Annotated in this window: 23 protein-coding genes; 20 read left to right on the top strand and 3 right to left on the bottom strand. The window is 54.1% G+C overall.

Annotated elements, in window-relative coordinates:
* Window positions 1-49 precede the first annotated feature (49 nt).
* Complete coding sequence (locus tag KNP67_RS05075; RefSeq protein ID WP_214756101.1) at window positions 50-976, top strand: ATP-binding cassette domain-containing protein; 927 nt, start codon at window positions 50-52, stop codon at window positions 974-976.
* Window positions 966-1,736, top strand: a complete 771-nt coding sequence (locus KNP67_RS05080) for an ABC transporter permease (protein ID WP_131471449.1) — start codon at window positions 966-968, stop codon at window positions 1,734-1,736. Before KNP67_RS05075 ends, KNP67_RS05080 begins: the two co-directional genes overlap by 11 nt.
* Before the next feature lie 10 nt (window positions 1,737-1,746).
* On the opposite strand, the gene KNP67_RS05085 is transcribed toward KNP67_RS05080, so the two are convergent.
* A complete protein-coding gene (locus KNP67_RS05085; RefSeq protein WP_214756103.1) occupies window positions 1,747-2,145 on the bottom strand; it encodes a hypothetical protein in 399 nt (132 codons plus the stop codon).
* Between the two features lie 119 nt (window positions 2,146-2,264).
* The gene (locus KNP67_RS05090; RefSeq protein ID WP_131471445.1) at window positions 2,265-2,966 is read right to left on the bottom strand and encodes a C40 family peptidase; all 702 of its coding nucleotides are present in this window, start codon (window positions 2,964-2,966) and stop codon (window positions 2,265-2,267) included.
* Window positions 2,967-3,344: 378 nt separating this feature from the next.
* On the opposite strand from KNP67_RS05090, the gene rho reads away from it, so the two are divergent.
* The 9 genes from rho to KNP67_RS05135 all read left to right on the top strand — a co-directional run bounded on the left by rho (window position 3,345) and on the right by KNP67_RS05135 (window position 10,264).
* Window positions 3,345-4,685: a transcription termination factor Rho gene (rho, locus tag KNP67_RS05095; protein ID WP_021066108.1), complete on the top strand. Its 1,341-nt coding sequence runs from the start codon at window positions 3,345-3,347 to the stop codon at window positions 4,683-4,685.
* 82 nt (window positions 4,686-4,767) lie between these two features.
* On the top strand, window positions 4,768-5,010 hold the full coding sequence (locus tag KNP67_RS05100; protein WP_021066109.1) for a type B 50S ribosomal protein L31: 243 nt from the start codon (window positions 4,768-4,770) through the stop codon (window positions 5,008-5,010).
* Window positions 5,011-5,147: 137 nt separating this feature from the next.
* Window positions 5,148-5,759, top strand: coding sequence for a thymidine kinase (locus KNP67_RS05105; protein ID WP_021066110.1), 612 nt, complete (start codon window positions 5,148-5,150; stop codon window positions 5,757-5,759).
* 79 nt (window positions 5,760-5,838) lie between these two features.
* Window positions 5,839-6,909: a peptide chain release factor 1 gene (gene prfA, locus KNP67_RS05110; RefSeq protein ID WP_029594669.1), complete on the top strand. Its 1,071-nt coding sequence runs from the start codon at window positions 5,839-5,841 to the stop codon at window positions 6,907-6,909.
* Window positions 6,909-7,781 (top strand): peptide chain release factor N(5)-glutamine methyltransferase, encoded by an 873-nt coding sequence (gene prmC, locus KNP67_RS05115; protein WP_214714504.1) that lies wholly within the window; start codon window positions 6,909-6,911, stop codon window positions 7,779-7,781. Before prfA ends, prmC begins: the two co-directional genes overlap by 1 nt.
* A complete protein-coding gene (locus KNP67_RS05120) occupies window positions 7,747-8,745 on the top strand; it encodes an L-threonylcarbamoyladenylate synthase (RefSeq protein ID WP_214714446.1) in 999 nt (332 codons plus the stop codon). The genes prmC and KNP67_RS05120 overlap by 35 nt, the downstream gene beginning before the upstream one ends.
* Before the next feature lie 40 nt (window positions 8,746-8,785).
* A complete protein-coding gene (locus KNP67_RS05125) occupies window positions 8,786-9,280 on the top strand; it encodes a low molecular weight protein arginine phosphatase (protein ID WP_241764566.1) in 495 nt (164 codons plus the stop codon).
* A 4-nt stretch (window positions 9,281-9,284) separates the two neighbouring features.
* Complete coding sequence (rpiB, locus tag KNP67_RS05130; RefSeq protein WP_021066115.1) at window positions 9,285-9,725, top strand: ribose 5-phosphate isomerase B; 441 nt, start codon at window positions 9,285-9,287, stop codon at window positions 9,723-9,725.
* Window positions 9,722-10,264 (top strand): TIGR01440 family protein, encoded by a 543-nt coding sequence (locus KNP67_RS05135; RefSeq protein ID WP_087576458.1) that lies wholly within the window; start codon window positions 9,722-9,724, stop codon window positions 10,262-10,264. The genes rpiB and KNP67_RS05135 overlap by 4 nt, the downstream gene beginning before the upstream one ends.
* A 35-nt stretch (window positions 10,265-10,299) precedes the next feature.
* On the opposite strand, the gene KNP67_RS05140 is transcribed toward KNP67_RS05135, so the two are convergent.
* On the bottom strand, window positions 10,300-11,085 hold the full coding sequence (locus tag KNP67_RS05140; RefSeq protein WP_029594673.1) for an alpha/beta hydrolase: 786 nt from the start codon (window positions 11,083-11,085) through the stop codon (window positions 10,300-10,302).
* Between the two features lie 129 nt (window positions 11,086-11,214).
* On the opposite strand from KNP67_RS05140, the gene glyA reads away from it, so the two are divergent.
* The 9 genes from glyA (at window position 11,215) to upp (ending at window position 20,450) form a co-directional block, all read left to right on the top strand.
* On the top strand, window positions 11,215-12,468 hold the full coding sequence (glyA, locus tag KNP67_RS05145) for a serine hydroxymethyltransferase (RefSeq protein ID WP_058764822.1): 1,254 nt from the start codon (window positions 11,215-11,217) through the stop codon (window positions 12,466-12,468).
* Between the two features lie 3 nt (window positions 12,469-12,471).
* Entirely contained in the window at window positions 12,472-13,398 is a 927-nt protein-coding gene (locus KNP67_RS05150) for a hypothetical protein (protein ID WP_029594674.1), read from the top strand.
* A 108-nt stretch (window positions 13,399-13,506) separates the two neighbouring features.
* Entirely contained in the window at window positions 13,507-13,776 is a 270-nt protein-coding gene (locus tag KNP67_RS05155; protein ID WP_144060654.1) for a hypothetical protein, read from the top strand.
* A 71-nt stretch (window positions 13,777-13,847) separates the two neighbouring features.
* Window positions 13,848-14,525, top strand: coding sequence for a response regulator transcription factor (locus KNP67_RS05160; RefSeq protein WP_058764818.1), 678 nt, complete (start codon window positions 13,848-13,850; stop codon window positions 14,523-14,525).
* A 1-nt stretch (window position 14,526) separates the two neighbouring features.
* Complete coding sequence (locus KNP67_RS05165; protein WP_029594677.1) at window positions 14,527-15,765, top strand: sensor histidine kinase; 1,239 nt, start codon at window positions 14,527-14,529, stop codon at window positions 15,763-15,765.
* A 116-nt stretch (window positions 15,766-15,881) separates the two neighbouring features.
* Entirely contained in the window at window positions 15,882-16,610 is a 729-nt protein-coding gene (locus KNP67_RS05170; protein ID WP_242678953.1) for a hypothetical protein, read from the top strand.
* 128 nt (window positions 16,611-16,738) lie between these two features.
* Window positions 16,739-17,968, top strand: coding sequence for a hypothetical protein (locus tag KNP67_RS05175; RefSeq protein ID WP_029594679.1), 1,230 nt, complete (start codon window positions 16,739-16,741; stop codon window positions 17,966-17,968).
* A 359-nt stretch (window positions 17,969-18,327) separates the two neighbouring features.
* Complete coding sequence (locus KNP67_RS05180) at window positions 18,328-19,677, top strand: glycoside hydrolase family 191 protein (protein WP_165569421.1); 1,350 nt, start codon at window positions 18,328-18,330, stop codon at window positions 19,675-19,677.
* Between the two features lie 143 nt (window positions 19,678-19,820).
* Window positions 19,821-20,450: a uracil phosphoribosyltransferase gene (upp, locus tag KNP67_RS05185; protein WP_021066126.1), complete on the top strand. Its 630-nt coding sequence runs from the start codon at window positions 19,821-19,823 to the stop codon at window positions 20,448-20,450.
* Window positions 20,451-20,571: the final 121 nt, after the last annotated feature.

Here is a 20,571-nt window from a genome sequence, read left to right on the forward strand (position 1 = left end):
TATTTAACATGCATCGAGAACGGGAATGAGTAGGGAGGAGGTGTGTGTCATGATTGAAGTGGAATCACTCGTCAAAACGTTCGGGGACGTGCCGGCCGTCGATGGCATCTCGTTCTCGGTGCAAGAAGGAGAGATTTTCGCCTTCCTTGGACCGAACGGGGCTGGCAAGTCGACAACCGTGCAAATGTTGACGACGCTCGTCCGACCGACCGAAGGGAAGGCGCGGGTGAACGGATTCGATGTCGTCAAACAAGAGAAAGACGTCCGCCTGTCGATTGGCGTCGCCCTGCAAGAGACCGGAATCGACAAAGTGTTGACCGGGCGGGAACTGCTCGTCTTGCAAGGCCGGTTGTTCAAGATGACGAAACAAGAGGCGGAGACGCGCGCCGAGGAACTGCTCCGTGTCGTCTCGCTCACGGAAGCGGCCGACCGGAGAAGTGGCACATATTCGGGCGGGATGCGGCGTCGGCTCGATTTAGCGCTCACGCTCGTCCATCGACCGACCGTCTTGTTTTTAGATGAACCGACGACCGGGCTCGACCCGGCGAGCCGCATCGAGATTTGGAACGAGGTGAGACGGCTCAACGAGGAGTTCGGCACGACGATTTTCTTGACGACTCAGTACTTAGAAGAAGCGGATGAACTGGCCGACCGGATCGCCATCATCAATCATGGGAAAATCATCAGTGAAGGGACAGCGGAGGCATTGAAACGACTCGTCGGCGGCGAGACGATTGCGATGACGTTCCACAGCAATCAAGAAGCGTCTGCAGCCGCTGCGTTGTTCGGTCATACGGCGACCGGGCAACACGTGGCGTTCGAGCTCGTCAATCATACGCTGATGGAAGTCGTGCGTCAGCTCGATGAACGGTCGCTTCAACCGGAACGTCTGACCGTGAAGCAACCGTCGCTCGATGACGTCTTTTTGAAAGTGACCGGTGAGTCATATGAAGGAGGTGTGCCCGATGTGGACTGAGACATGGCTCTTCACGAAACGGAGCCTCATTACGACGATTCGGAATCCGTTTTCGTTCATCCCGAACTTGATTATTTCCGTCTTCTTTCTACTCGTTTACACGAGCGGATTATCGAGCGTCGCATCGCTTCCTCAGTTTGATGGGAGCGCCTATTTGAACTTCATCTTGCCGGTCTCCATCGTGTCCGGGGCGGTCGGTGGGGCCGGGGGGACAGGACAAGCGCTCGTCCGTGATATCGAGAGCGGCTACTTCGCCCGCTTGCTTCTGACTCCCGCGACGCGGACGGCGATCGTGCTCGGCCCGATGATTGCCGGGATGTTGCAACTGCTCGTCCAGACGCTCCTCATCTTCGGGGTAGCGTTCTTGCTCGGTTTATCGATTCCGGTCGGTCTGCCTGGCTTCTTGTTCACGGTGCTGCTTGCCATCGGATTCGGCCTTGGTTTTGCTGGTTACTCGGTCGGTGTCGCGTTAAAGACACGGAACGCTCAGGCTGCACAAGCCGGGACGCTCTTGTTCTTCCCGCTCATCTTCTTGTCGACGACGTTCGTCCCGAAAGAGTTGATTGAGGCAGAATGGCTCAAAGTAGCGGCGACGTTCAATCCGACGACGTACATCTTTGAAGGGATGCGTGCCGTCTTGACGCAACCGACGATCGACTGGAGCGCGTTATCGGCCGGACTTGCCGTCGCCGGGGCGATGAGCGTCATCATGGTCGTGTTCGCGGCGACGAACGCACGCGGTGCCTTGAAACAAAAATGACGAGCGGGGTTCAGCCCCGCTCGTCCTGGTCGATCATGAACGTCACAATCAAAAACAGAATAAAACTGATTAACGAGACCGTGCCCCCGATGATGAAATAGATGAGGGTGACGGTCTCATTCCATTGAAACGGGTTCATCGTGTAGAACCACATCCCGCTCGTCAATCCGATTGATCCGATGACGGCCGTCCATCCGTGAATCGTGACGAGCAGTTGGTTCCGGACCGCATACAAGCGATAGAAGATTCCCCAGGCGAAGACCGATAGCCAACCGGCGAGCAGAATATGGGCGTGAATCGGACGAAAGGCATAACTGCCGGCACCCGACATATGCGACCCGAGCGCCGTCCCGATGACACCGAACAGCGCGGCGAGGCGAATCAAGCGAAGACTCCAAATCTTTTCCATGGCATAGAACAACTCCTTCAACGTGATGGCTTTATCGTAACGAAGCCAGATGAACGGAAGATGAACGAACGTAAAAAAACGACCCAGTTCCTATGAACCGGGTCGTTTGGTCGTTTAAATTAGAGGTATGATCCTGCACCGACATAACGTGGTGCCCAGTAACCTGATGTGAAGCTCGCGTATTTCACGCCGCCTGTTTCAGAGTTGATCATTTGTGTTTTGCTGAGTGCCATTCCAACGTGTTGGATCGTGCTTCCGTTGTGTGAGAAGAACACGAGGTCGCCGGCTTGAATCGCTGACTTCGAAACTTTTTTCGAGTTAGCGTATTGCGAGCGTGAATCACGTGGGATCGATTTGTTGATGGCTTTCTTGTAAACGTGACCTGTGTAACCTGAGCAGTCAAAACCAGAAGTTGTCGTTCCGCCGTAACGGTAAGGTGTACCGAGGTACTTCTTCGACTCAGCGACAAGTTTTGTACGAGCGCTTGATGCAGAAGCAGTTGTTACTTTCTTCGCAGTCGCTGTCTTCGTGTTTGCTTTCAAGTACGTGTAAGTAGATGAAGCTGAGATATAACGGTGAGACCCTTTGTAGTTGATTTTGTAGAATGAACCAACTTTGCCAAGGTATGTATAGCGTTGGCCTTTGTTCATCGTTGTCGTGACTTTCGAGCTGAGCGACGGTGCTGTGCGGATGTTCAAGCCGTTAACTTTCGAGTAAGCGAATTTACCAGTAGCGGCTTCTGCTTGTTCACCTGTTGTGAAAGCAAGACCCGAGAAAGCGAGAGTGGCAGCGACAATAATAGATGCGAAACGCTTTAACATAGTGTATTTCCCTCCGTTTTTTAAAATAAAACCCTAAGTGGCTGTATATGATCGATGTGTGTTAACAAGATTAGAGCACAAGTTGCGGATATTACCCGGTTTCCTGTGCAAATAAACTATATCATGCGCAAGACCGATGGCATTTTTCAATCACAAGACAAAAACAGTTTTCTTGTAACATATTTGAAACAATATGCGAGAATAGAGACTTATTTGTTACATACATAGTAAAAAGGTTGTTATGTTTTCAACAACAGGGGAATAGACTGACATAAAGCCGTTTTTCAAACAGTGACGGTTTGACTGAAGTGTGATTAGATGAATGAGGACTGAACGTTTATTTTTGAAATATAGAATCATGAAAGACAGGTGACTTGAATGAGTCAAACGACTGAACCGGCTAAAAACTATACGCTTCGAGAACTCGAGACGAAGACGTTGAAAGAGTTATATGAAATCGCGAAAGAAGTGAACGTGCCCCAATATCGTGAGGCGCGTAAGCGTGAACTCATGTTCCGGATATTGAAATCACAGGCAGAATCAAAAGATCTTTATTTCCTCGAAGGAATCCTAGAGATTATTCCGCCTAACCCACAGTCGCAAAACGATGGCGGTTTTGGCTTCCTACGCCCCATCAATTACTCGCAATCGTCTGAAGACATTTATATCGCGGCGTCGCAAATCCGCCGCTTCAATCTCCGCAACGGCGACCTCGTGACGGGGAAAGTCCGGAAGCCGAAAGAGAATGAACGGTTCCAAGGGCTTCTCAGCGTCGAGGCGGTCAACGGCGAGACGACGGACTCGACGCGCAACCGAGACTACTTCCCGGCGCTCACTCCGATTTATCCGGAACAACAGATGGTGCTCGAGACGGAGCCGAACCATTTGTCGGTCCGCGTCATGGACATGATTGCTCCCGTCGGCTTCGGGCAGCGAGGGTTGATCGTCGCACCGCCTAAGGCAGGGAAGACGTCCCTCTTAAAAGAGATTGCCAATTCGATCACGACGAACCATCCGAACGTCGAGTTGATTATTCTGTTGATTGATGAGCGGCCGGAAGAAGTGACGGACATTCAACGTTCGGTGCCTGGTGCAGACGTCGCCTACTCGACGTTTGACGAGACACCGGAAAACCATGCTCGCATCTCGGAGCTCGTTCTCGAACGGGCGATGCGCCTCGTCGAACATAAGAAGGACGTGGTCATCTTGCTCGACTCGATCACGCGTCTGACGCGGGCGTACAACTTGTCCGTCCCGCCGAGCGGACGGACGCTCTCCGGCGGGATTGACCCGGCCGCGTTCCATAAACCGAAGAAGTTCTTCGGGGCGGCCCGTAATATCGAGGACGGCGGCAGTTTGACGATTCTCGGCACGGCACTCGTCGATACGGGTTCGCGCATGGATGACGTCATCTATGAAGAGTTCAAAGGAACGGGCAACATGGAGCTGCACCTCGACCGCAAACTGGCGGAACGTCGGATTTTCCCGGCCATCGACATTCGTCGCTCGGGAACGCGCAAGGAAGAATTGCTGCTCGGCAAAGGCGAACTCGACTCGCTTTGGACGATTCGTCGCACGATGAACGAGTCGCCAGACTTCGTCGATCAGTTCTTGCGCCGGGTCCGCGAAACGAAAACGAACCTCGACTTTTTTGCGGCGCTTGAGGCCGATAAGAAAAAGAGTCGACGCCCGGTGAAAAAAACGAAAACGGACTTGTAAATCCGTGAACCGGGTGCTATTATATTCTAGTGAACTTTCTCTAGGTTGAAAGAATACTTAGGGCAGAAGGAGTTGAAAAGCAATGAAACAAGGAATCCACCCAGAATACCGTAAAGTCGTATTCATGGACTCGACGACTGAGTTCAAATTCATCTCTGGTTCGACTCGTTACTCTAACGAGACAATCACGATGGAAGATGGTAACGAATACCCACTCATCCGTGTCGATGTATCTTCTGATTCGCACCCGTTCTACACAGGTCGCCAGAAATTCGCATCTGCGGACGGTCGTATCGAGCGCTTCAACAAGAAGTACCAACGTTAATCGTCAACTTGTATGCACACCGCCTAGGGATTGCCCTTGGCGGTTTTTATTTTTTTTAGATAGAAGTCAACCCTTTTTCTTCAAGAAAAAGATGGGTATAATCGGGAAGCGATTAACGAAGGAGAGGGCGAAGTAGAATGATGCATGTGACGAACCGTTACGGTTGGATAGAAGTGATTTGTGGGAGTATGTTTTCTGGGAAATCGGAGGAACTGATCCGCCGTGTCCGTCGGGCGCACTACGGGAAAATCCCTGTCCAAGTGTTCAAACCGGCAATCGACGACCGGTATCATGAAGAGAACGTCGTCTCCCACAGCGGCAACTCGGTCGTGGCCGTGCCGATTCAATCGAGTCAAGACTTATACGATGCGGTGCGTGAAGAGACGCAAGTGATCGCCATCGACGAGGTTCAGTTCTTCGACGAAGGGATCGTCGACGTGATCGAGCAATTGGCGTCAGAAGACAAACGTGTCATCTGCGCAGGCCTCGACATGGACTTCCGAGGTGAGCCGTTCACGATGATGCCAGAGCTGTTGTCGCGTGCCGAATTTGTCACGAAGCTGCAGGCCATCTGTCTATCATGCGGGGCGCCAGCTTCTCGGACGCAACGATTGATTGACGGGGAACCGGCGCGTTTCGAAGACCCGGTCATCTTGGTCGGCGCTTCCGAGTCGTACGAACCGCGTTGCCGTCATTGCCACGACGTCCCGAATAAACCACGCCCAGTCCGCCATACAGTGGCCGACTGACGTCGACGGACCGCCCTTGGCGGTTCGTTTTTTGCTATAATGAAGACAGTTCGATTTGACGGAGAAAGGACGGATCATCATGTTTGACCGTTTAAGCGTATTAGAAGAACGCTACATGCAATTAAATGAGATGCTCGCTGACCCTGAAGTGCTCAGCGATGCGAATAAATTACGACAATATTCAAAAGAACAGTCGCAACTCGAAGAAACGGTGCAGGCGTACCGTCACTATAAAGAGACGAGCACGGCGTATAAAGAAGCAAAAGCGATGCTCGAGGACCGCACACTCGATGCTGATATGCGCGAGCTCGCCAAAGAAGAGATGTCACTCCTCGAGCCGGAAGTGAAGGCGCTCGAGGCGAAATTACGCGTCTTGCTGTTACCGAAAGACCCGAACGACGACAAGAACGTCATCGTCGAGATTCGCGGGGCAGCCGGCGGAGACGAGGCGGCACTGTTCGCAGTCGACCTATACAAGATGTACACGCGTTTCGCCGAGCGGCAGAACTGGAAGGCCGAATTGATTGACGCCAACTATACAGAACTCGGCGGTTTCAAAGAAGTGACGTTCCTCATCAACGGGACGGGTGCCTATTCGAAACTGAAGTTCGAGAACGGGGCGCATCGGGTCCAACGTGTCCCATCGACCGAGTCGGGCGGACGCATCCATACGTCGACGGCGACCGTCGCCGTGTTGCCGGAAGCAGAGGACGTCGAAGTGCACATCGATATGAAAGACGTCCGTGTCGACACGTTCACATCATCGGGTCCAGGCGGCCAGTCGGTCAATACGACCCAATCGGCCGTGCGCTTGACGCACATCCCATCGGGGCTCGTCGTCTCGTGTCAGGACGAGAAGTCGCAACATAAAAACAAAGACAAGGCGCTCAAAGTACTCCGAGCCCGCCTGTATGACAAGATGCAAAGCGAACACCTACAAGAACTGTCGGCGCAACGCAAATCGGCCGTCGGGACGGGAGACCGCTCAGAGCGGATTCGGACGTATAACTTCCCGCAGAGCCGTGTGACCGACCACCGCATCGGGCTGACACTCCAAAAGCTCGACCGCGTCCTCGCCGGGGAACTTGAAGATATCATCGACGCCCTCGTTATGGACGAACAGGCCCGTCTGATGGAGGATGTCGATTGATGCGGATCGCGGCGAGGCTGAAACAAGCGGAACGGGAGCTCGAGGCCGCTAATCGTGATGCCTCGATGGCGGAGTGGTGGCTCATGCACGTCCTTGACGTCGATCGGACGGGACTACTCATCCGTTTGTCCGATGAATTGACGACGGAAGAGGCGAAGTCGTTTGACGCCGGGTTCGAGCGTCTCTTGGCAGGTGAACCGGTCCAACACTTGATTGGTCACGCCCCGTTTTATGGACGGATGTTCGAGGTCAATCGTGACGTCTTGATTCCGCGTCCGGAAACGGAAGAGCTAATTGAATGGGTCGTCGAGCATGTGCATAATGTCTCCGACGATGAGATCGTCGACATCGGGACGGGCAGCGGCGCAATCGCCGTCACACTCAGTCTCGAGCTAGGTGTCCGTGTCCAAACGGTCGATATTTCTCGGGAAGCAATCGCTGTCGCCGAGCGTAATGCAGCGTCCCTCGGGGCGGATGTGTCCTTCCATGAAGGAGATTGCCTCGCGCCGATTACCGACAACTCGATTCGCGTCCTCGTCTCAAATCCGCCTTATATCGAGGCGGACGAACTGCTCGATGAGACGGTCGCGGGCTTCGAGCCTCACCTCGCCTTGTTCGGCGGAGCGGACGGGCTCGACTTTTATCGAACGATCATCGCCGACTCGATGCGCGTCTTGTGTGCCGATTGGCAATTGATTGCATTTGAAATCGGGTATAATCAAGGACAAGTTGTGAAATCGTACCTGTCCGAACGTTATCCTGAAGCAGAAACGGGTATTTTAAAAGATATAAACGGCAAAGACCGAATCGTCTACGCCGTGAGGGAAGGGATTGCGCATGGAAACGAATTGGATCAAGCCGACAGAAGTTGAGGAAGGGGTACGTCTCTTGAAGGCTGGCGAGGTGATTGCCATCCCGACGGAGACTGTCTACGGACTCGCCGGAGATGCGACGAACGATGTCGCCATCAAAAAGATTTTCGAGGCGAAAGGAAGACCGTCGGATAACCCGCTCATCGTCCACGTCGCCACGGTCGAACAGGCCGAACATTTCGCGCAAACCATCCCGCCGGTCGCGAGACTCTTGATGGAAGCGTTTTGGCCCGGTGCCTTGACCATCATCTTACCGTCGAACGGTCGGGCGTCGTCACTCGTGACGGCTGGTCTGGATTCGATTGGATTGCGGATGCCGGACCATCCGGCCGCACTTGACTTGATCCGCACGTCCGGTCTTGGACTGGCAGCACCAAGTGCGAACCGCTCGGGACGTCCATCACCGACGTCGGCCCGGCACGTGGCAGATGATTTGACCGGTCGGATCGCGGGTATTATGGATGGGGGACCGACAGGCATCGGCGTCGAGTCGACCGTAATCGATTGCACGGCAGAACCGGCGACGATTTTACGTCCGGGCGGCGTGACGAAAGAAGCGATTGAAGCGGTTATTGGCCCGGTCATTCTCGATGCCAACTTGAGCGATGAAACAGCTGCGCCACGATCACCAGGAATGAAGTACACCCATTACGCCCCGAGCGCACCCCTGTATTTAGTCGAAGGGGGACGTGAAGACCTCGTCCGTGTCGTCATGGCGCGGCAGGAAGCGGGCAAGCGAGTTGGCGCACTCGTGTTCGATGAAGCGACGACCCCGGCTGACGTCACCCTCTCTCTCGGGACTTCGATGGAGACGGCGGCCCAGCGGCTATACGAGGCGTTGCGTAAATTTGATGAGACGGATGTAGAAGAGATTTACGTGAATCGGATTGAACCGACGGGAGTCGCTCTTGCCGTTTATAACCGCCTCTACAAGGCGGCTGGCGGTAAAGTCATCCGTCCATAGGAAGAGGCTCAAGGACATAGAGGAGGATCACGCGATGTCGATGAAACGCGTATTATTCATATGTAGTGGGAACACATGCCGAAGCCCGATGGCGATGGCCCTGCTCCGTTCGAAAGTGACGGGGGACGAGTTCGATATTCGTTCAGCCGGACTTCGGACGATGCAAGGGTTTGATGCATCAGAAAATGCACTCCAAGTGTTGCGTGAACGAGGAATTGAGCTCGAGCACGTGACGCAAACGTTTGACGACGTCCTCGGACGCTGGTCGGACGTCATCTTGACGATGACACGGGCGCATCGTGAACAGATTCGGGACACGTATCCGGATTTGGCCGATCGCACATTCACATTATATGAGTTCGTCACGGGACTCGAGCGCGATATTAACGACCCGTTCGGAGGGTCGATGAACGTCTATCGCCAAGTCCGAAACGAACTCGAACCACTCGTGAATCGACTTGTGCTAAAATTGACGAATGACGGGTCAAAGGTGACGAAACCACCGAGACGCCTACCAAAGAAGACGGGGGAATGACGGAATGAAAATCGCAATCGGCGCCGATCATGGCGGATTCAATTTGAAGAAAGACATCATCGGATTATTGGAGGAGCTTGGACACGAGTATAAGGACTTCGGGACACACTCGGCCGAGTCAATCGATTATCCGGACGTAGCCATTCCAGTCGCCGAAGCAGTCGCGGCCGGTGAGTTCGACCGTGGCATCTTGATTTGCGGGACTGGAATCGGCATCGGCATTGCCGCCAACAAAGTGAAAGGCATCCGGGCGGCACTCGTACACGACTCGTTCAGCGCAAAAGCGACGCGTCAACATAACGACTCGAACATCATGACGATGGGCGAGCGCGTCATCGGACCGGGTCTTGCACTCGACTTAGTGGCGACATGGCTCGATACGGACTTCGAAGGCGGACGCCACTCGAACCGTGTCGACAAGATGAGCGCTTACGAAACGAAGTGACGACGATGAAGGCGGAGCTTTTGAACTTATTGACGGAGTTGCATGAACGGTTTCCGTTAGATGAGGAAAAGATGCTCGTCATCGGTTGTTCGACGAGCGAGGTCGTCGGCAAGACGATCGGGAAAGCGGGTTCGATTGATGTGGCGTCGGATTTAATCGAGGCGTTCCTTGCGTTTCGGGACAAGACCGGCGTCCATCTCGCCTTTCAAGGCTGCGAACATATCAATCGCGCCCTTACGATCGAGCGACGGACCTTGAAACAGTTCGGGTTGACGGAAGTGACGGTCGTCCCAGTCCGCGCGGCGGGCGGGGCGATGGCCGAGAAGGCGTACGAGCGTTTCGACGCCCCGTGTGTCGTCGAATCGATTCAAGCGGACGCCGGCATCGATATCGGCTCGACACTGATCGGCATGCATTTGAAGCCGGTCGCGATCCCGGTCCGGTTGTCGGCGAAGCAGCTCGGTGAGGCGTACGTCACGTTCGCCATCACGCGACCGAAATTGATTGGCGGCCCACGGGCCCACTATCCAGCAAAATAAAGAAAGCCGGTCTGCGCGACCGGCTTTCTTTTGCGTTATAACTCTTCACTGAACAAATATGAGATGACCATCGGGAACCGATCGCGCCAAGCGAGCTCGTTATGGACACCTTCCTCGATGACCTCGAAGCGGATATGTTCGACCTTGTCGCGCAGCAGGGCGTAGACCCGCTCGCTCGACTCGAGATACATCTCGTTCGTCGGACCGTCCGCTGACGGCTGTTCGACTTCTTTGCGGCCGACGTCCATATACAGACGTTCGACGCCGTTCAAATCACTCGCGTCAATCAATTGCTCGAGCTCGGTCTGGTTGAACCAGAACGCCGAGGACAATGAAGCCACGCGCTTGAAGACATCGGGATAGACGCAAGCGGCGTAAATCGAAATCAAGCCGCCCATCGAGCTGCCCATCATCGCCGTCTCGTCCGGCTTCGTCCGATAGTTCGCGTCAATCATCGGCTTCAACTCTTGGGCGATGTATTCAATGTAGGCCGATCCTTGTCCACCGAGCGTCACGTCTTGACCGAGCAAGCTCTCGCCGATGTACGGGTTCTCCCACGGACCGTACTCGTCGAGCCGCATCTCGCCGGGGGCGCTGTCGATGCCGACGATGATGATGTCGCGCTTCGAGGCGTCCATATACTCGCCGGCGCGCCAGCTCATCTTATAGCTCGCGTCCTCGTCGGCGAACACGTTCTGTCCGTCATGCATATAGAGCACGGGATAACGTTTGTCCGTCGTGTCGTAATCGGCCGGCGTATAAATCCGAATCGTCCGCTCGCGCTCGAACGGGGTGATGGTAATTTGTTTTGTCTCAATCATAAGTAGCCTCCTCTGATCGTCTTCTTTCATATGATACCCGACTTGCCCGTGGATTAGACGATACCCAAAAAAAGAAGCATATGTTACGATGGGGGTGTTGATTTTTAGACATTCAGAGGGGGTTTCAACATGGTAAACACGACGAAGTTGAAAGTACAGGATGCGGAATTGTTTGAAGCGATGCAACACGAGCTCGGTCGCCAACGCGAGAACATCGAACTCATTGCCTCGGAGAATTTTGTCTCAGAAGCAGTCATGGAAGCGCAAGGCGGCGTGCTCACGAACAAGTACGCGGAAGGTTATCCAGGCCGTCGCTACTACGGCGGTTGTGAGTTCGTCGACGTGGCCGAGAACTTGGCCCGCGACCGCGCCAAGGAGCTGTTCGGTGCAGAACACGCCAACGTCCAGCCGCACTCGGGTGCCCAAGCGAACATGGCCGTTTACTTCACAGTCCTTGAAGCCGGTGACACGGTGCTCGGCATGAACTTGTCGCACGGTGGCCATTTGACGCACGGAAGTCCGGTCAACTTCTCAGGCGTTCAGTACAATTTCGTCGAATACGGTGTAGACAAAGAGACAGAACACATCGATTATGACGTTGTCGCAGCCCTCGCGAAAGAACATAAACCAAAACTCATCGTCGCTGGTGCCTCGGCGTACCCGCGGACGATCGACTTCGCCAAGTTCCGTGAAATCGCCGATAGCGTCGATGCCTACCTTATGGTCGACATGGCCCACATCGCAGGTCTCGTCGCAGCCGGTCTTCATCCGAACCCGGTCGAGCACGCGCATTTCGTGACGACGACCACGCACAAGACGCTTCGTGGTCCACGCGGCGGTATGATTCTCTGTAAAGAAGAGTTCGCCAAGGCAATCGACAAGTCGATTTTCCCAGGGATTCAAGGTGGTCCGCTCATGCACGTCATCGCGGCGAAGGCCGTGGCGTTCGGGGAAGCGCTCCAACCTGAGTTCAAAGAGTATCAGGCACAAGTCATCAAGAACGCACAGGTGCTCGCGCAAGGGCTAGAAGAGGAAGGGCTCCGCATCGTATCGGGCGGTACGGATAACCACCTTCTCCTCGTCGACCTCCGCGGCATCGACATCACCGGGAAAGCGGCCGAGCATGCGCTCGACGCAGCCGGCATCACGGTCAACAAGAACACGATTCCATTCGATCCGGCATCACCGTTCGTCACGAGCGGGATTCGTCTCGGGACGGCCGCGATGACGACGCGCGGATTGAAAGAAGACGATATGCGTGAAGTCGCTCGCTTGATCGGACGCGTCTTGACGAACCATGAAGATGAAGCAGTGCTCGCGGAAGCGCACGAAGCAGTTCGCGCGTTGACGTCGAAGTTCTCGCTCTATCCTGAACGAGGCTGACGAATGGACGTACGGACACTCGCAGATCGGGAACTTGCGGAACTGCCGCTCATCGATATGACGGAATGGCTCGTCCGAAAAGGCGAGCATGACCCGACGTTTCGCCTCGTCGCGAACGAGTTCGGGGTCGTGACGACGCTACTCGACCACGGGTATTATATCGAGGCAAGTGAACGGATTGTACCGCTTCTCGGAATGAAAGTGCCGGCGGCGTTTCATCGGCTCGGTCTTGCGCTCGAAGTGAAGGCGAACGGAAAGAAGGCGGCCAAGCGCCGCTTTCGTTCGTTCTCGCCGGCTGTCACCGGTCATGCGGACTTGTCGGCTTGGCGTAACGCCTTCAAATGGAACAAATCGTGGCTCGGTCTGCCGCTCGTCGTTGGTCTCGGTCTGGTCGCACTCATCTTTTGGCCGGATTCGGAGCCGCCGCCCGTGACGCCGACCGCATCAAACGAACGGGTCGAAACGGTGACGGAGGACGAGGCGCTCGCGAAACGGTTAGAAGAGCTCGAGCAAGAAGTTGCTCGACTCGAGGAAGCGAACGAGGCGCTCCAAACCGAGGACGAGACGACCGAAGCCCCTGAGGCACCGGCCGTCATCCCGCTCGGCGAAGTCGAAACGCTCGTCTCGGACAAACGGTACGAGGAAGCCGATGCGCTCCTCATCGGCAAGGCGAAAGCCGGTCAGGAACAGGCCGTCGGGTTTTATCGGTTGCTCGTCGACAACAAGCTCGGCGAAGCAGAGATCGCCGATTATGCCGCCTATGTCGACACGTATCCAGAGTCGGGATATAAGGCGGACGTCTTATGGATGAAAGGCATCGCTGAGAAGAAGGCCGGGGACGACACATACCGGACGACGCTCGCCGAAGTCGCCGCCATGGACGGGACGTATTGGGCCCCGATTGCCAAATCGGTGCTCGAGGAAGAATGAGGTCGCAGCCGTGCTGTGACCTTTTTCTCATCAAATTTTAATCTGTTTCACCGCTCTTTCTCAGCTCGCTCCCGTACAGTAAAGAAAAAGGATAAGGGAGAGGGACATATGCGCTCAACTAGCAGAGGAAAGATTGGAAGATTGATTCGAGGAGTGGCCGTCGGTGCGCTCGCATTGACACTCATGGCGGCAGGTGTCGCCGGGTTCTTATTATTCACCTTGACCGGTAACGCGTGGCTCGACCAAATCGCTCAAGTCGGGACTGATTTGGCGTTTCAGGCGGAAGGGATTGAAACGACGTTTGACCGGATGGGCGATTCACTCGAATTGCGCATCGAACAAGCGATTCCAGAAGCAGTTCGTCCGTTTTTTGACTGAGGAATCCGGGAACACTTAGAATGATGCGTCGGGCGGACTGCTCGGCGTTTTTTTTAGAAAGGATGAATGGAATGCCTACGATTCTCGTCGTTGAAGACGATGCTAAAATTGCCAGATTACTCGAACTTGAACTCATGCATGCCGGTTATCAAGTCGAGGTCGCCCATGACGGGCGGGCCGGGCTCGACCGGGCGCTCGCCGGTGGGATTGACCTGATGTTGCTCGATGTCATGTTGCCGCAGATGAGCGGACTCGAAGTCGTGCGCCGCGTCAAAGAAGAGCAGCCGCTCCTTCCCGTCTTGATGGTGACGGCACGCGGGGACCGCTACGATAAAGTGAGCGGGCTCGACCTCGGGGCCGATGATTACATCACAAAACCGTTCGAAATGGAGGAGTTGCTCGCGCGGATTCGGGCGTTCTTACGGATGCGTCAACACGTCCAAGTCGATACGAGTGAACGGGTCCTTTCCTATGAGGGGCTGACCGTCGACGTCAATCGCCATGAAGTGGTGTGTGAGGGGCAAAAAGTCGACCTGACCCGGAGGGAGTTCGATTTGCTCGTCTATCTGCTCGAACATCCCGAACGCGTGCTCACACGCGACCAACTCGTCGAACACGTCTGGGGCTTCGATTATTACGGGGACACGAACGTCGTCGATGTGTACGTCCGCTATGTCCGGAAGAAACTCGGTGGCTCCTGGATTCAGACGGTCCGAGGCGTCGGCTATATGTTGAAGCGTGGTGAATAATATGAAGCTACGGACGAAGATCGCCTTGGCGATGGCGGGGTTCATGTTGTTTTTACTCATCACCTCGTTCGGTGTCGCCTGGCTCGTCTCGCGGCAACAGATCGTCGACGCCCGCTATGATGTCTTGCGCCAAGCACTCAGCTTGCTCGAGGAAGACGAGCGGAACCAACAAGCCGTCTTGTCGTTGCACGAGGACAGTGTCGTGCTCGAACGGCAAGCGAACGGCGATTGGGGCATCATCGGCGGCCAGGCCGAAGAGAGTTTACGTTTTCCCGTCAACTTCGGAGAACCGGCGCTCGTCGATGATTGGTTCGTCATCGCGACGTCGAACGGGCTCGGCTACGCGTTTCAAGACGCGGCCGTGAGCGAGACGCTCCAGACGCTGGCCACGATTTTTCTCATCATCTTCTTGATTGCAGTGGCGATGACGTTCCTCGGTAGCCTATGGATCGTCAGGCAAGGTCTCGATCCACTCCGCCGTCTCGAGTCGACGATGGAACGGATCACCGAGTCGGGTACGCTCGAGACGATCGATGTCGGGACGAACCGAGACGAAGTCTCGACGCTCGCGACCGGCTTCAACCAGATGATTGACCGGGTCGAAGGGTCGATGGAGCAACAGCGCCGCTTCGTCGCCGATGTTTCACATGAACTGAAGACGCCGCTCACCGTCATCGAAGGGTACGCCAAACTGCTCCGGCGCTGGGGACAGAGCGACCCGGCCGTTCGTGACGAGGCCATCGACCACATCTTGACCGAATCGCGGCAAATGCGCGAGGACTTGATTGAACCGATGCTCGAATTGAGCCGTTTCTCTTCGCTCAAAGAAGTGGAGATCGAGGTGATCAGATTGACTGAGCTGGCCGAACAATTGACCGAACGGTTCGAACGATCGCACGGTATCCACGTACCGATCGAGGCGATGGGGGAGTGGCACGGTCATCGTGATTCGTTGCAGCGGCTCGTCGTCATCTTCATCGATAACAGCTTGAAGTATGCGACTGACACACGCGTGACGATGACGCCGGACCGCATCGAAGTACGCGACCATGGGACGGCGCTCAATGAGGAGGACCGGGCACGGTTATTTGACCGGTTCTATCGACTCGATGAGGCACGGGACCGGAGCGGCAGCGGACTTGGTCTTGCTATCGCCAAAGAAGTGGCGGATTTGAACGGGTGGACGGTCGGCAGTTATGCGAATGCGCCGGACGGCAGCGTCTTCTACGTCACAAAATGACAAAACTTTCGCAGATTCTCATCATTTTCTAATGGAATCCTCGTGGTGCTCTAAGGTCACCGTTCTATGATGAAGATGTAGAACAAGTTCACCACATGAAACGAGGAGGAAACATCATGAAACTAATCGGATGGATTTTAGGAGTCGGGTTGGCGGTACTAGCCGTCGCCGGAATCGGGTTGTATGTCGCGAACGACAAGACGGACACGGTCATCGTCCCACGCGCGGTCGATAGCGTGAACAGCGGAACCGATGATGCCGCAGACGATGCGCAAGATGATGCGAGTCAAGAAGCAGCCACTTCGTCAGAAGGATCAGCATCGAGCGATACGCCGGTTCGTTCGGTCGATGACGATGATTATGAATTGTATGGTACCCTCGTCAGCCTATCAGACCGTGACGTGACGATCAGCTTCAGCGGTAAAGAATCGACGTATCCGCTCGCGGCCCGTCATGAGATTGACGACGACACACCGAAAGCCGGTGACCGCGTCAAACTCGAATTCAATCAAAACGAAGAAGTGAAGGAAGTCGACCGTGAAAGTGACGACTTCGACATTTACGGCACGTTCGTCAGCCTGTCGGATCGTGACGTGACCATCGAACGTGATGGCAAGTCAGAGACGTTCAAACTCGCGAGCCGCTACGAGCTTGACGACGAGGCGCCAAAAGCCGGTGACCGGGTCAAACTCGAGTTGAACCTTCAACAGCAAGTGAAAGAGATTGAACGCGACGATGACCGGGATGACCAAGACGATCAAGATGATCAAAACGACGATCAAAATGATGACGACCAAGATGACGACCGTGACGATGATCAAGATGATGATCGCGACGACGACTAAAAAAATGCCACGCAAGTGGCATTTTTTGTTTATTCTTCTAACAAGAGTTGTAATTATTATTGTATGATAAGGTGAACATGAAAATTTTAGGCGATTCAAACCAAATAAATGTGAAAGGAGGGGACGGGATGAAAAACGTCATCGGACTGATGAGTATAGCCGTCATACTGTTAAGTGGATGCGGGACGAATGAAATCAATGCGCTCAATTTACGACCGCTGTCGACGTATGCGATTCAACAAGACCAAGACATTCCGTTGACGTCTGCGTTGAAGACGCGACTGTTGAATTACTGTGAGCGGCAACCGACAGACGTGTTGCCGACGCGTCGGGCCGAATTGGCGGCCATCACATTCCGCCACCCCTTCTATGACGAATTAGGTAGCAAGACCGTCAAATATTGGCGGAGCGGGGACGAGCATTACGTCTCTTGTTTGAACAGCAACGAACAAAATGAGCGCGTCTTCCGTACCGATGGAATCGAGGCGTTCGAGTCCGCGGCCGGTTCAGGGCCGAGGGAGGTCGATGTCGGGAGCACGTTATCGTTCATTCCTGAACCAGACGTCACGACCGTGGCGCGCGCCTTCGCGGTTAACGAGACGCATGAGACGATTGTTCCCGGTTCGGTCTTCCGGTATCACACACCGGACCGTGGCGCGCTTCACGTCACCTATCACGTCTATCAAGGCGGTGCCGAGGCGGGACAGCTGATTGAACCGGGACTGTTCGTTTTCGAGAGTGGCAAGAATGAAGGCGTGGCGTTCTTGACCCAGTTGGCCGATCAACGGATTACCCTCCAGATGGGTACAGCACAGGCGTGGGATCGCACCGTATTACCCAGTTCGCTGTCGAGTGAGTACGTGCAAATTGACTCGATGGAAGCCGTCTTCAATTTAGATGCCGAAGGACGTAGGCTCTTGAAACGAATCGTGCTCGCGGATGAGCCGATCGAAGACGTCTCGGAGCAGGATTCGGCCGTCTTATCGACTCGTTATGATACCGTAATCGAGGTATGGGGGGCCGTTCAACGACCAGGAGCCGGTGAATTGACGATCACATCGGAGCAAAAAGAGGCGATGCGGTTGGCGACGTACGAGACGGAGACGAAGACGGCCCACCTCGGAGGCCCGAACACGCGCGAACTGTTCGAACTTTTGTCCCGCGTGAAGACGACGAGTGCCGCACCGACGGGCGAACGACGTGGGACGCTCGTGTTATATGAGCAGTTGACCGAGCAACGGTTCGACGTTTGGACCGAGGAAGGGAAAGATACCCTTCAACTGATGGACGTCGAGTCGAAGCGGGTCTATTTGATTGATCAACTGGAATTAGAGGGATTGCTAGACACTTACATATGAGCTAAAACAAATTCTTTTCCCGTTTCATGACACTTTCATGTCGTGAGACGGGTTTTTGTTGTCAAATTGACACTATGTTTTCGTGAAAAACTATCCTATAATTTTTTTTGCGAAGGTTCAACATTACATACACGAATCCGATACATCCATAAAACACACAGCACTAACCTTCTCGTCATTTGAATATAAGAAAAGGGGGAGCAACGAGACACAACTCCATTCAACCATCATCGTCCGTCACCACGTTTTGTCAGTCATCAGGAGAGGAATAGGTAGTGAAATTGAAAAAGTTAATTATGTCTCTAACGGTAGTGTTGTTGATTGTTAGTCTGAACATGTCTAAAACGGGGGCACAAACCATGAACCCACTCGACGGTGTGAAGAACTATCAAGTGTATTATGGCCATCCAACGGCAGCGATTTTGAAAGATATGCAAAACTATGACCTCGTCATCATTGAGCCACTCCATTACACGAAAGCGCAAGTGGAGCAAATCAAAGCACGCGGGACAAAAGTACTCGGATATATTAGCGTCATGGAAGTCGCGACATGGAACACGGGTCTCATGTCAAAACTTCAGTCAGGTGACTTCTTTACGCGTAACGGACAACGTGTCCATTACTCGGAATGGGATTCGTACTTGACGAACATCGCCTCACCGAACTTCCAAGGATTGCTCCTCACGGAAATCCAGAACCAAGTCGTCGCCAAAGGCATCGATGGCGTGTTCATGGATACGGTCGGTGATATTGATAACGAACATTTGAACAATCCGACCGTGCTCAAGCAGCAACGTGACGGACTCGTCAACTTCTTGAAGCAAGCACGGGCCCGCTATGGTGAAATCGCCATGGTCCAAAACTGGGGCTTTGACACGTTAGAAACGTCAACGGCACCTTACGTCGACGGCATCATGTGGGAGAGTTTCAACGCCGACACGATCAAGAGCGACGCTTGGTCACAAAACATGATTAAGAAATTACAAGCGGTCGACGCGAAGTATTCGGTCAAGACGCTCACGATTTCGACACGTCTTAGCGCGGACAGCCACAAGCTCGCCAAAGATTCTGGCTTCATCCATTTCCACGAAGCGGATGCTTACGTGAACTGGAACGCAGGTCTCGTGACGCGCACACAGGATACGGCGCCGGCACCGGTCGCAGTAGCACCGACGACGAAGCCAGCTACGACGACAACGACGAAGCCAGCTGAAACGACAACGACGAAACCGGCTACAACGACAACAACGAAGCCAGCTACGACGACAACAACGAAGCCAGCTACGACGACAACGACGAAACCGGCTACGACGACAACAACGAAGCCAGCTACGACGACAACGACGAAACCGGCTACGACGACAACGACGAAGCCTGCTACAACGACAGCCACGAAACCGGCTGCGACGACAACGGCGAAGCCTGTAACAGAAACGGCGACAAAGCCTGTCACAAAGCCAGTCTCAGCTCCGAAAGCAGATGCCTCGACGGACAAACCGACCGAGTCGAAACAAAAAGCAAAAGCTGACTGGAAGCAAGAGAAGAAAGACAAAAAAGAGAAGAAGAAGGCGAAAAAGCATGCCAAAAAACATGCTAAAAAGCATGCCGCCAAGCACAGCTCGTCTAACGACCATCACGCCGCCAAAGGAAACATGTGCGGAAAAGTGAAACACAAGACGGCCGGTTTCCTAAATTTCTTCAAATTCTAAACCATGTGTCACCTGAACCCCGAGGGATCGATTTCGTTCCTTCGGGTTTCGTCTGACCTCTTAAAAAACAGAAGTTGACCCTACCTTTCTCAGAAAAGTTAGGGTACAATGCTCAAGAGAGATTGAGAGAGGAGTGAAGCATGATGGGCAAAGTACACGTTTATGACCACCCATTGATTCAGCACAAGATGACGATTATGCGTAAAGTAGAGACGGGGACGAAGCAGTTCCGTGAACTCGTAGACGAGGTTTCGTCACTCATGGCATATGAAATTACACGCGACCTTCCGCTTACCGATGTGGAAATTGAGACACCGGTCTCTGTATCGACACAGAAGATGATTGCCGGCAAGAAATTGGGAATCGTCCCAATTTTACGGGCAGGCCTCGGCATGGTGGATGGCTTCCTCAAAATGATGCCGAACGTCAAAGTCGGTCACATCGGTTTATATCGTGACCCAGAGACGCTCGAGCCGCACGAATACTATCTCAAGTTGCCGACGGACGTCACAGAACGTGACTTCATCGTCGTCGACCCGATGCTCGCGACAGGCGGTTCAGCAGCCGACGCGATTGCCGCGCTTAAAAAGCACGGTGCCAAGTCGATCAAGCTCGCTTGCCTCTGTGCAGCCCCTGAAGGTGTGGAACGTGTTCAAGCCGAACACCCGGACGTCGAAATCTATCTCGCCGCACTTGACGAGAAGTTGAACGACCACGGCTACATCGTACCAGGACTCGGTGACGCAGGTGACCGTCTGTTCGGAACAAAATAAGCATGAACCCGATGAGAGGATCCTGGTGATCCTCTCTTTTTTGTGGGAATGTGCACCAATCGATTCAAATTAGTTGAGACGATCGAGGAGACGGCCGATAGTAGAAGAGGAAGAGACCGTA

It is taken from the genome of Exiguobacterium sp. s157 (assembly GCF_018618205.1).
Classification (GTDB): Bacteria; Bacillota; Bacilli; order Exiguobacteriales; family Exiguobacteriaceae; genus Exiguobacterium; species Exiguobacterium chiriqhucha.